Source organism: Winogradskyella sp. A2 (assembly GCF_046762865.1).
GTDB lineage: Bacteria > Bacteroidota > Bacteroidia > Flavobacteriales > Flavobacteriaceae > Winogradskyella.
Map to the genome: position 1 here is coordinate 280,841 of NZ_JBKQXM010000004.1, position 12,544 is coordinate 293,384.

Genomic DNA, 12,544 nt, shown 5'->3' on the forward strand with positions numbered 1-12,544 from the left:
TTGAGTTGTGAAAATACTTAGATTTTAGAAAAAATTAGGTCAATATTAATTATTTTTGTGTAAATGTTATTTTAAAGAAATGATTGATCGCTCATTATTTGAAGATACTGCTACGGCATTTAGTTTAAAATCAGATTCTGAACTAGAACGTGCCTATTTTTTGTTTAAAATGATTTCATCACAACCATTGGTAAAAATTGGTACTGTAGCCACCAATTTTGCATTAAAAGCTAATTTGCCGGTTGAAGGATTAATTAGATCTACAGTTTTTGATCACTTTTGTGGTGGTGTCAATGAAGAAGATTGCTTATCTGTTATTGATAAGTTATATTCTAAAGATGTATGTTCTGTTTTAGATTATTCTGTTGAAGGAAAGGAGACTGAAGAACAGTTTGATAATGCATTAAATAAAATATTAAAAATCATCAATTTCTGTGATGAAAAAGATGCTATGCCCATTGTTGTTTTTAAACCAACCGGTTTTGGTCGATTTTATTTATATCAAAAAAAGTCAGAAGGAAAAACACTCACAAATGAAGAACAACAAGAATGGGATAAAATTGTTAACCGGTTTGATGCCGTTTGTAAAATGGCCTCAGAAAAAGATGTTGAGGTTTTAATTGATGCTGAAGAAAGTTGGATGCAAGATGCAGCAGATGATCTTGTTGAAGCGATGATGTATAAATATAATAAAGAGAAAGTAATTGTATTTAACACCTTGCAATGTTATCGCTGGGACAGACTTGACTATTTAAAATCGTTGCATCAGAGAGCAAATTCTGAAGGATTTAAAATAGGGATGAAAATTGTTCGTGGCGCTTACATGGAAAAGGAGAGAAATAGGGCAGAGGAACTTGGCTACAATTCACCTATTTGTGAAAATAAGGATGCAACAGATGAAATTTTTAATAATACATTGACTTATATTTTAAATAATTTAAAGCAAATATCTATTTTCATTGGAACGCATAATGAAGAGAGTAGTTATTTGGCTATGGAATTAATGGAAAAGTTTGCCATTGAAAAAAACAATAATAGTGTATGGTTTGGTCAGCTATATGGTATGAGTGACCATATAAGCTATAATCTCGCTTCAAACGGTTATAATGTTGCAAAATATATTCCATTTGGACCTGTAAAGGATGTTATGCCTTATCTTATAAGAAGAGCAGAAGAGAATACCTCGGTTGCTGGACAAACCAATAGAGAGCTAGGATTAATTAAAACTGAGAAACAACGAAGAAAACTTTGAATTAGCTTTTGAAAAAGTTATACCATTTCTTCTTTTTATTTGGAGTGCTTCCATAGCCATAACCATAACCATAACCTTTTTTTCCTTTTTTAACTCCATTTAGTAATAGAGTCAGTTTTGGCAGTCTATTTTCTTCATATAGAGGTTGAGCAACATGTACAAATTGCCTTTTATCGACGTTGTCAACACTCACCACATAAATAAACATATCTGCAAATTTGGAAATTAACAATGTGTCACTAACTAATCCAACTGCTGAGGTGTCTACGACGATGTAGTCGTATTTATTTTCGGCATATTTTATGATTTCTTCAACTCTCTCATTCATTAATAGTTCAGACGGATTTGGGGGAATAGAACCAGAGGGTAATATATCCAAATACTCATTTGAAGGATGGTTTACAATCACTGTCTCAGGTTTAATAGATTTATCAACAATGTAATCCGTAAGTCCTTTTTTATGGTTTAAATTGTCAATATCTAAATACTTTAAAATTTTTGGAACTCTAATGTCCATTTCTATTAATAATACCTTCTTGTTAGAAAATGATATTGAACTTGCCAGATTTGTACTAGTGTGAGATTTACCTTCTTGCGCTTTTGTAGATGTTACAAAAAGTTTTTTTGATCTATTTTCAACATTTTTTAACAGAAAATCAATATTAGATCTAACAATCCTAAACGCTTCTGCCTTTGGAGTATAATCGACTCTTCCAATTAATTTTTCTTTTTTTGAAGATTTTGGAATATCTCCAATATAAGGCACTTTAATAAGCTCAATTAATTCATCCTTACTGTAAATTTTCGTATCTAATAAATCTTTTAAATAAATTATTCCCATTGGTAGACCCATTGATAACATAAATGCCGCTAAATAAACAAAATTTACATTTGGAGCAACTGGGATATTAGACGAATAAGCTTTATCGATTATTTTTGCATTATCAGAATACATACCCAGTGTAATATTTGATTCTTCTCTTTTTTCAAGTAGGTATAAATACAATGATTCCTTTATTCCTTGTTGTCTCTCAATATTCCTAAATTGGCGTTCTTTTGCAGGTGCACTGTACAATTGTCCTCGTATTCGAGCATCCTCTCTATTCAAAGAATTGAGTGTTATTTGGTTAGATTCCTGCATTTTAGACAGTGTGTTTTGTAAATTTTCTTTTTGAGCTTTGATCTCATCATTCAATTTGATGACGATAGGATTTTTTTCACTTGAATTTTTTAATATTCGATCTCTTTGCGATACTAATTCATTATAATTGCTTGTAACTTGCGCAACGTTCTGATTATCAATAACGTTAAGTGGAAGTAGGTCCGAAGCTTTATTTTCATCGTTAACTTCTGCTTGCAAAAACTCAATCAACTTCAAATTATTTGCAGTTTCCATTATCCGTGCTTCATTATTTCTTTCACTTTGTAGATAAAGATCGGCTTGACTATCTAATGCTGTTAGTTTATTAGTTTTTTGTAATTCTTCAGCGGTATAATCCACTTCTTCTAATTCTTGTGATACTACATTTAACCGTTTATTTATAAATTCTGAAGTTACTTTAATTACATTTTCTTTGTCCAATAAAACATCGTCGTTATATTCCTCAATTATCTGATTTAATATATCTTTAGCCTTCTGAAGATTACTTTGTTTGAGTTCTAATGTAATAATACTTGAACCCTCACCAGTTGTAACTACAATACTTTGCTGATAACCGTAAACAACAGTGGATAAAGGTTTTATTACAATACTTAAATCGCTACCTACTTTTGGTGCATAAGCACCTATATTAGGAGTAAAAACTACCCCTCCAAATCCTGTATTTATTTTATCACCAAAAGCATAATTCTTACCTTCATTCTCATCCCTTTTTGAAAATGATTTTACGGGTTGGTTAAATAATATAAACTCCGATGGTGATTTAATTTTCATGTAAAATATTGTATCTACTTTATGAATAATGGAGTCGCTTTCAAAGAAACTTAATTTAACTGGAGGATTCTTGTACATTTCAACTTCCTTAACGTTTCCTTGGGCAAAACAAAGTATATTCAATTTAAGCTTTTTTGCAGCTTTCTCCAGAATTGTTCGAGAGGTCATTATGGCAATTTCATCTTTGATTTTATTTGTTCCATCTGAGAATAAACCACCTGTACTATTTGTTCCCTCAATGCCTCTGATTTTTTTTGATTGGTCTTCGTCTTTTATTTTAATGGTTGCATATGCTAAGTAAACATTCGTGGCATATCTCAAATACACAAAAGCAACCCCTAATCCTATAAACAAACAAAGTAGAATAATCTTCCAATAAGATAAAAATAATTCGAGTTTTTTTCTAATGTGTAATGATGTAATTGAAGTCGATTTTGTATCCATTATATACTTTAATGAGTTGTGACTAATTATTTGCTATTAGCTAAAAATATTGCGACAATCGTCGTCAATGTACCTACTGCCGAAATAAGCACGGCATTATTTTGATTAAATGTAGAGGATCGAATTTTTGCTTTATTTGGTTCAACATAAATAACATCATTCTGTTGCAAATAATATACGGGTGAATTTACAGTTTTTATAGACGTTAGATCTACACTAGCAAATTTTTTCTTACCATCTATTTCTCTAATAATTAATACATTCTTCCTTTCACCGAATATGGTTAAATCATTAGCCATGCCCAGAGCTTCTAGTAAAGTTATTCTTTCATCTTGAATTGTGAAGGTGCCTGGATTTGCTACTTCACCAATAATTGTTATTGTGAAGTTTGCCAATCTAATATTAACAATTGGATCGTTGGCATATGTACTAATCCTTTCTGTTAACAAAGAAGTCAGTTCTGTTCTATTTAAGCCAGATACCTTAATTGTTCCTAGTACAGGAAATTGAATATTTCCATCATAATCTACCAAATATGATTGAACTTGCAGATTTGCTTGTGCATTCAATCCAACATTTGTATTATTTGAAACAACTGGTAAGTTAAAAGGTCTTACCGTATCTGGATCTAAGGCAGATACGTTAATTGTAAGGATATCATCTGGTTTATAGACTAACTGTTCAGGTTCTGAAACTAAAATACCTGCTTCGATTGGTTCATCTTGAAAATACACAAGATTTTTCCGTGAAGCACATGAGGTGGATAATATGGTTATAATTAATACTATTATAAGTTGATTTTTCATATTTAATATTTTTAATCTATTAATTGGTTGATTTTTTATCATCTAATACTTCAAAGGTAGAATTGTTAGAAATAAACTCAGGTACAAGTGATTTTATTGCTGATACAATTTCAAGAGGTTGAGTTAACGTGTTAATATTTGATAAGTTAATAATTTCTTTTTCAACTGATTCTATATCAACTCTTCTCGATTTTGCAATCATTATTTTTTCGTGATAAGTCTTTTTAGTATTTTCCCCATCAGCCAGGAGTTCCTCATATATTTTTTCTCCTGGTCTTAAACCAGTTATTTTTATATCAATATCTTCAGGATATCTGAGCCCTGATAGAATAATCATATTAGTAGCTAAATTAAATATTTTGATAGGTTCGCCCATGTCAAAAACAAATATTTCTCCTCCCATACCCATTGCAGCGGCCTCTAGTACTAATTGACAGGCCTCAGGTATTGTCATGAAATATCTCGTAATATCTTTATGTGTTACGGTTAAGGGGCCGCCTTTTTCGATTTGCTTTTTAAACAATGGAATTACCGATCCATTAGACCCTAAAACATTTCCAAATCTAGTTGTTATGAATTTGGAGTGGCCTTTGCCCTTTAAACAAGTGACATATAATTCTGCAATTCTTTTAGTTGCACCCATAACATTGGTAGGATTCACAGCCTTATCTGTGGATATAAGTACGAACTTGTCTACGCTATGTTTTACTGAAATATCAGCTACATTTTTTGTGCCACCAATATTCACACTGACAGCTTCATATGGGTTATTCTCCATAAGTGGTACATGCTTATATGCAGCTGCATGGAAAACGATTTTTGGTTTATATTGGTTAAAAATTTGATCTATTCTTGTTTTGTTCCTTACATCAGCAACAATTACATCTATATTAGAAAGGCCTTCTTGCCGGAATTCTTGTTGAATATCATATAGAGCAGATTCGGCGTTATCAACAAGTATTAATTTTTTGTAATTATATAAACTTACTTTTCGGCAAATTTCACTACCTATTGAACCAGCAGCACCAGTAATTAAAATTACTTTATTATCATATTGCTCTTCCAAATCAGGATTCTTAATATTGATAGGGTCTCTACCTAAAAGATCTTCGATTTTTACTTCTTTTATCTGCCCTACACTTAAATCTCCATCTATCCAGTGTTGTACAGGAGGTACAATTTTTACTTTTAAACCTAAACTAAATAGATTCCCAGTTATTTGAAGTAATCTTGATGGATCTATATTTTGTATGGAAATAATTACATCTTCAACATTATTTTTTTCAATAAATTTTTCATCAATTAAGGACAGGCTGTAGACTTTTATTAGATTAATTTTCTTACCTATTTTTCTTTCATCATCATCAATAAAACCAACAACCTCAAGTGTATTTTTGGTGTCATTATTAATGGCATCGTAGGTAAGCATTCCCGAGCTACCTGCTCCAAAAATCAAGACATTAGTAACTGAGTTTAAATCTTGTTTTATATAACTATAGATTGATTTTATAAAAAGTTTTGAACCTATTAATAAAAGTATGTTTAATAATAAATGAATATATACAATAGAGCCGGAGATATTAAATAGGCTATTAACAATACTAACTTTTCTACTCATAAAAGTGAAGCAAATAAGAATAGTTGCGAGTATATTGGCACCAATTATAATATTCACAATATCTTTAAATCCTGTAAATCTTACTACACCTTTATAGGAGCCAACAGAAATAAAACTTATGACGGCAGCAACTGCAACATATGGTATTTGCTCAATTAGAGTCTTTAAACTAAAATCAAGTTTAAAATTATATCGTATTAAGTATGCTATGAAAAATGCACTTATAACAATACATATATCAAACAATAGCACCAACCATTTTGATGCATATTTTTGCGATATTTTATTTAAAATTTTATTTAGCATTCTGCAAAATACGTTTTTATGCCAAAAACTACTCTATTTAATTCGTTTTCAGTTAGATTAGAACCACTTGGTAAGCACAGACCTTTATTAAAAAGATCCTCGGATATTCCATTGATATAGCTTGGAGTGTCTTTAAAAATTGGTTGAAGGTGCATTGGTTTCCAAACTGGTCTAGATTCAATATTGTCCTTAAGCAAAAACTCTCTAAGTTCTTCTCTAATTTTATATGATGGTAGTTGTATACAAGTCAACCAGCGATTAGAAAACATTTCAGTAGGTTCCTCTAAAAAACGTATTTCACTTATTTGACTTAAAACTTCTTTGTAAAACTCATGGTTTGAGCGTCTTTTATTAACATGACTATCTAATATAGTCATTTGACCTCTTCCGATTCCTGCCACAATATTTGACATTCTGTAGTTATAACCAATCTCAGAATGCTGGTAGTGAGGTGCATTATCTCTAGCTTGAGTTGAAAGAAATACTGCTTTTTCTTTTAATATTTTAGTATTAGTTACAAGTGCTCCTCCACCAGATGTAGTGATGATTTTATTGCCATTAAATGAAAGTATAGCTAGATCACCAAAAGTTCCACATTTTTGATTTTTATAGGTGCTACCTAAAGATTCAGCACTATCTTCTAAAATTGGTATATCATATTTGTTGGCAATTTGTCTTATATCATCTACTTTATAAGGCATGCCGTATAAATGAACGGCAACAATAGCTTTTGGTTTTTTACCTTTAGAAATCCTATCTTTTATTGCAATTTCTAATTGCTCAGGACACATGTTCCATGTATCTTTTTCACTATCTATAAATATTGGAGTAGCGCCTAAGTAAACAATTGGATTTGCCGAGGCCGAAAATGTCTTACTTTGGCAGATCACTTCATCATCTTTCTCAACTCCTAATAAAATTAACCCTAAGTGCAAAGCAGCTGTTCCAGATACTAAAGCGGCAACATAAATATTTTGATCTAAATATTGTTTAAGGTCATTTTCAAAGCCATTTACATTTGGGCCAAGTGGAGCAACCCAATTTGTATCAAACGCTTCCTTAACGTAGTATTGTTCCTTACCACTCATGTGCGGTGAAGACAACCATATTTTTGTATTCATAGGTTATTTATTAAGCTATAAACTTTGATAAAGTTATAAATTAAAGGTGTTTGGGACCTAATAAATCAATAGCCATTTAATGCTAATATAGTTTCTATTGGGGTAAACATTAAAACAAAATTAAATAATACGATAAAATGTTAATTTTAAACGATATATAAGTTAAAAAAACAGCAATTATAGATTAAATTCAATTTATCTTGAGGTATCAATTAAAAAATATATCTATTACGCATTATTACTCATTCATTTTTTAGTACCAAAAAATCCAGGCATTTGTTTGCCGTCTTCTGTATTAACATCTTTTCTCTTAAGAACGTGTAAAATCGTAAGTATAAATATTTTCAAATCAAATCTAAAGGACTGATTTTTTACGTAATAAACGTCATGCTCAAAACGTTCTTCCCAAGAAATTGAGTTACGCCCATTGATTTGCGCCAACCCTGTAATACCAGGCAATACATTTAGCCTTTTTCTTTGTTCTTCATTATAGTATGGTACGTATCTTTGCGGAAGTGGTCGCGGACCAATAAGGCTCATGTCACCCTTTATAATATTAAATAACTGTGGTAATTCATCTAAAGAGTACTTTCTGCAGAAATTGCCAATAGGAGTTAGCCGTACTTCATCTGGTAATAAATTCCCGTCTTTATCTTTTTTATCGTTCATACTTTTAAATTTAATAATTGTAAAATCATGAGCGTTTTTACCTGCCCGATTTTGATAGAAAAATGGTTTACCATTATTATAAATAGATAATAGTAGTATCAATACAATTATTAATGGTGACGCTAGAATAATCCCAAAAAGCGCGATAAAAAAATCTAATAATCTCTTTATAAAATTTGCATATATCTTCATTTTAAACTTTATATTACTTTAGAAATCAAATCAATGAGGTCTTTATTAATAATTTTCACATCAAAACGTTCCTCAGCATATTTCCTACTGTTTATGCCCATGCCCTCAATTTTCTCCTTATTAATTAAAAAATACTCCATGGCATTTACTAATTCGCCTAAATTTTGTGGTTTGATTAAAATACCATTGTAATCTTTTTTCACAGTTTCTTTACATCCAGGGGTGTCTGTTGTGATTATAGGTAAACCAACGGATAGGGCTTCGAGTATAGACCTTGGTACGCCTTCTCTGTAATAAGTTGGTAAAACAAATATATCTCTTCTATATAAATGTTCAGGTATATTAGTTTGCTTACCGTAATAAAAAATTATTCCTAAATTGTGCAAATGCTTAAGGTCTTCTTCTTTGATAGAAGATGGTGAATTGTCTGTAGCCCCAATTATATGATACTCAGATTCAGGATATTTTTCTTTGAGTTTTTTGGCAGCTTCAAGAAATAGAGAAATACCTTTTTCTTTGATTAAACGAGAAACTAATAGAAAACTTATTTTATTTGATTCAATTTTATTTATTCTGTACTGAAATTGATCAAGATTTACGCCAGACCCACTAACAAAAGCAACTTTATTATCTTCTTTTAAGATTTTCCTATCCAGAAATAATTGATAATCATCTTTGTTTTGAAAAACAACAACCTTATTTTTTCGAATGGAAAGTTTATATAAAGTTTCATTCAATCTTTGTAACACTCTTGCTTTGAATGTTAGACCTGTAAAAGCAAAACCTAATCCAGTTATAAGAGAAATAACAGGTATATTGCATTGATTTGCCGCGATTGAACTATAGATTACAGGTTTAACCGTGTAAGGGAATACCAAGTCTATTTTATATTTTTTCATTATTGACTTTAATTCTCTTATTGTTTTAAAATCCATTACAGGATTTAATCCAGTTCTATTGAGATTAAACTCTATTGGTATTGCTCCATATTCAATTAATTTGGTTTTGAATTTATCGGGATGACCAGGTGCAAGCGCATAAACCTTGTAATCTGATTTGATAAGACTTTTAATAAAATCACCTCTAAAGTTTATAAGTGAGTGGGATAATGATGCAACAATTAAAATTTTTTTCTTTTCCATTTTATTCTTTAGAATTTAAGTAATTAAACTTGTACCACTTCTGGAAACAATAGTAAGACCAAACTCTAAACGTACTATCCTTTTTACTTGATAAATGATCCTTAACAATTTTTGTAACAGCATCTATTTGAAATATCCCTTGTTCTTGTAGCATTTTTTGGTCAATGTAAGCTTCAAGTTCTGATCTAAGGCTTTGTCTTAGCCAATCACCAGTTGGTGACCCAAAACCACTTTTGCTCTTTTCGAGAAAATCTTTAGGAAATTGATCTCTAAATGCTTCCTTTAAGATGTATTTTTTGTTCCATCCGTTCATCAAATAATTTTCTGGTAATGTATTTGTAAATTCCCAAATTTCTCTATTTAAAAATGGTGCTCTACATTCTAAACTCGTTAGCATACTTGTTCTGTCAACTTTTGCTAGCATTCCTCCTTCAAGACTCAAAACTTTATCAACTAGTCTAAAGTCTGTTAATGAATCAATTTTTTCATTATTTAATACTTCTTTATATTCTCTAAACAAGTCACTTTCAAAGTACTCTGGTAACATTAACTCTGACAATTGCTTACTGGTATTTGCTAAGGATATAATATCCCAGTAAAACTCACCTTCGTAGTTAATGGCGTTTAAAAGCTTATTAATTTGAAATTTTTTACCCCGTTTATCATCCTTGTCAACAAGTATTTTGTTACAAATATTTAAGATAATATTATGTAACCTTTTGGGTATTACACTAGTATATTTTCTATTCATTTTACCAACATAATATTTATTGTATCCACCAAATACCTCATCGCCACCGTCACCAGTTAGGGCAACAGTAACATGTTCTCGTGTTTTTTCTGATAGAAGGTGGGTAGGTAAGGAGGCGGAGTCAGAGAAGGGTTCATCAAAATTTATAAGTATCTCATGAATGTTATTTTTTAGATCGTCTTCATCAATAATGAATTCATGATGGTTACTATCTATCATTTTTGCAACTACTCTCGATTTGTCTGTTTCATCGTAAGAAGCCTTTTTAAAACCAATAGAAAAGGTATCAATCTTTTTCTTGGTAGCCTGAGATAAACACAATGATATAATTGAAGAATCTACACCACCTGACAAAAACGTACCAAGCCCAACATCTGCAATAGATCTGCTGTCAACACTGTGATAAACTAGCTCTCTCGTTCTATCTTTAGCATCCTTAAATGAAATATTTGATACTTGTGGCTTTGGTTCGTAATTAATTTGCTCAACATGGAAACTTTGCACTTCTAAATCGTAGCTAATAAAATGATTGGCTTGTAATTTATGTATGTTTTCGTAAATGGTATGTGGTGCGGGAATATAGGTTAATCTAAAGTATAGGTTTAAACCCTTTTTTGATATTTTTGGTTTTGATTTAATAGATTTGATGATAGACTTTAATTCTGAAGCCCAAATAAATTTATTATCTATTGTGGCATAATACAGTGGTTTTTCTCCAAAATAGTCGCGAGCTATAAAAATTTTATTTAAGTTTTTGTCGTAGATGCTAAAACCATACATTCCGTCAAGCCATTTGAATGACTCTGTTCCGTACTTTTCATAAGCTTTTAGTATTACCTCCGTATCACTTGATGTGTTAAATTTTACTCCTTCAGATTCAAGTTTAGACTTCAATAATCTATAGTTATATATCTCACCATTAAAAACAATAACAATTTGTTTATTATCAGAGTATATAGGTTGTTGACCAGAAGATAAATCAATAATAGATAATCTCCTCATTCCCATGCCAATAGAATAAGACTTAGATTGTTCAGCAAAAATCCCGTCTTCATCAGGGCCACGATGAATGATTAACTCATTCATAAAATTCAAATCAGAGGTCACAGTATCTGTATTTGAACAATTAAAATCTATAAATCCGTTAATTCCGCACATTGATTTACTATCAAATTTTTATGGTTTCTATATATTTACTTAAAATATGATTCTTGTCAAAATCATTTATTCGAATTTTGCCGTTGGTTATGCAATTTTCTCTATAGCTATTACTTTTCAAAAAATACTTAATACCTTTCGCCATTAGTGTAGCATTCTTAATAGGAACTAAGATTCCATAATCTGTTATCATTATATCTTCCTCGTGAGACTTTAGCTTCATTATTTCATTTGGGCCAGACTTGCAATTAGTTGATAAAATGGGCAGTTGACAAGCCATAGCCTCAAGTAAAACATTAGGGAATCCCTCATGATTAGATCCAAAAATGAAGAGATTAGCAGATTTTAAATACCTATATGGATTAGGGTCAAAACCCATTAAAAAAACTTGATCTTTTAAGTTTAATCTGTTTATGTCATCTTCTAGCTCATTTCTCATAAATCCCTCACCAAATATATAAAGTTTAATGTCAGGATTTTTTAATTTATTAATCGCTTCAATAAGCATTTTGTGGTTTTTGCCCTCATCTAGTCTTCCAATTGTGATGACATTAAATTTCGTATTGTCAAAAAAGTCACTTATTGGTTTAATTTCTTCAAGTTTATCAAGATCAATTGGATTATGGATAACTCTCATTTTTTCTGAAAGTACCCCAAAATTATCAACTAAATCCTTTGCATTGCCATTTGAATTTGCAATCAGTAAATCTGCTCTGTTATAAAGGGCTTTAATCATTATTTTATTAAAAGTAGATTGCAATCCTTTATAACTATATTGGAGGCTTGGATAAGCACGTTCATTAGCAATTAGCTTAAAATTGTGGGTGGTAAACTTACGAGATAATATATTGATTAAGCATGGTCTTGTAAGAAAACTTAAACTATGAGTTAATTGTAGCTTTTTGACTAATTTCGCATATTTATAAGCCAATAAAGGTATTTTTAATGCTTTTAATATCCCGCTTTCGTTATATCTAGAGCGTTCTATATAATGAATTTTAATACCATCGGGTACTTTGAATTCCATATTTGTATTCATTAAGATAAGTTGCACATTGATGTTGTTGTCATGGCAATAACTAACCAAATGCGAGACTACCCTTTCTGCACCTCCTCCGGCAAGTGAATATATTAGAATCCCTAGTTTCATAT

Annotated in this window: 9 protein-coding genes; 1 reads left to right on the forward strand and 8 read right to left on the reverse strand. The window is 30.7% G+C overall.

All coding sequences use genetic code 11. The features are described from left to right. The first annotated feature begins 79 nt into the window (after positions 1–79). Complete coding sequence (locus ACFWV9_RS09850; protein WP_411895042.1) at positions 80–1,252, forward strand: proline dehydrogenase family protein; 1,173 nt, start codon at positions 80–82, stop codon at positions 1,250–1,252. Position 1,253: 1 nt separating this feature from the next. Here ACFWV9_RS09850 and ACFWV9_RS09855 read toward each other — a convergent pair whose 3' ends face one another. The 8 genes from ACFWV9_RS09855 to ACFWV9_RS09890 form a co-directional block, all read right to left on the reverse strand. Beyond that, the gene (locus tag ACFWV9_RS09855; protein WP_411895043.1) at positions 1,254–3,629 is read right to left on the reverse strand and encodes a GumC family protein; all 2,376 of its coding nucleotides are present in this window, start codon (positions 3,627–3,629) and stop codon (positions 1,254–1,256) included. A gap of 26 nt (positions 3,630–3,655) precedes the next feature. Then, entirely contained in the window at positions 3,656–4,435 is a 780-nt protein-coding gene (locus tag ACFWV9_RS09860; protein ID WP_411895044.1) for a polysaccharide biosynthesis/export family protein, read from the reverse strand. A gap of 19 nt (positions 4,436–4,454) precedes the next feature. Further along, a complete protein-coding gene (locus ACFWV9_RS09865; protein WP_411895045.1) occupies positions 4,455–6,359 on the reverse strand; it encodes a polysaccharide biosynthesis protein in 1,905 nt (634 codons plus the stop codon). Further along, complete coding sequence (locus tag ACFWV9_RS09870) at positions 6,353–7,480, reverse strand: DegT/DnrJ/EryC1/StrS family aminotransferase (RefSeq protein ID WP_411895046.1); 1,128 nt, start codon at positions 7,478–7,480, stop codon at positions 6,353–6,355. The genes ACFWV9_RS09865 and ACFWV9_RS09870 overlap by 7 nt, the downstream gene beginning before the upstream one ends. A 246-nt stretch (positions 7,481–7,726) precedes the next feature. Next, positions 7,727–8,341, reverse strand: a complete 615-nt coding sequence (locus ACFWV9_RS09875) for a sugar transferase (protein WP_411895047.1) — start codon at positions 8,339–8,341, stop codon at positions 7,727–7,729. Positions 8,342–8,349: 8 nt separating this feature from the next. Next, positions 8,350–9,483 carry a glycosyltransferase family 4 protein gene (locus tag ACFWV9_RS09880; RefSeq protein WP_411895048.1) on the reverse strand — a complete coding sequence of 378 codons (1,134 nt, stop codon included), beginning with the start codon at positions 9,481–9,483 and terminating at the stop codon, positions 8,350–8,352. A gap of 1 nt (position 9,484) precedes the next feature. Beyond that, positions 9,485–11,392: an asparagine synthase (glutamine-hydrolyzing) gene (asnB, locus tag ACFWV9_RS09885; RefSeq protein WP_411895049.1), complete on the reverse strand. Its 1,908-nt coding sequence runs from the start codon at positions 11,390–11,392 to the stop codon at positions 9,485–9,487. A gap of 10 nt (positions 11,393–11,402) precedes the next feature. Beyond that, entirely contained in the window at positions 11,403–12,542 is a 1,140-nt protein-coding gene (locus tag ACFWV9_RS09890) for a glycosyltransferase (RefSeq protein WP_411895050.1), read from the reverse strand. Positions 12,543–12,544 lie beyond the last annotated feature (2 nt).

Coding starts and splice junctions, on each gene's coding strand:
- ACFWV9_RS09880 (WP_411895048.1), bottom strand. CDS start 9,483: ATGGAAAAGAAAAAAATTTTAATTGTTGCATCATTATCCCACTCACTT.
- ACFWV9_RS09875 (WP_411895047.1), bottom strand. CDS start 8,341: ATGAAGATATATGCAAATTTTATAAAGAGATTATTAGATTTTTTTATC.
- ACFWV9_RS09860 (WP_411895044.1), bottom strand. CDS start 4,435: ATGAAAAATCAACTTATAATAGTATTAATTATAACCATATTATCCACC.
- asnB (WP_411895049.1), bottom strand. CDS start 11,392: ATGTGCGGAATTAACGGATTTATAGATTTTAATTGTTCAAATACAGAT.
- ACFWV9_RS09870 (WP_411895046.1), bottom strand. CDS start 7,480: ATGAATACAAAAATATGGTTGTCTTCACCGCACATGAGTGGTAAGGAA.
- ACFWV9_RS09865 (WP_411895045.1), bottom strand. CDS start 6,359: ATGCTAAATAAAATTTTAAATAAAATATCGCAAAAATATGCATCAAAA.
- ACFWV9_RS09890 (WP_411895050.1), bottom strand. CDS start 12,542: ATGAAACTAGGGATTCTAATATATTCACTTGCCGGAGGAGGTGCAGAA.
- ACFWV9_RS09855 (WP_411895043.1), bottom strand. CDS start 3,629: ATGGATACAAAATCGACTTCAATTACATCATTACACATTAGAAAAAAA.
- ACFWV9_RS09850 (WP_411895042.1), top strand. CDS start 80: ATGATTGATCGCTCATTATTTGAAGATACTGCTACGGCATTTAGTTTA.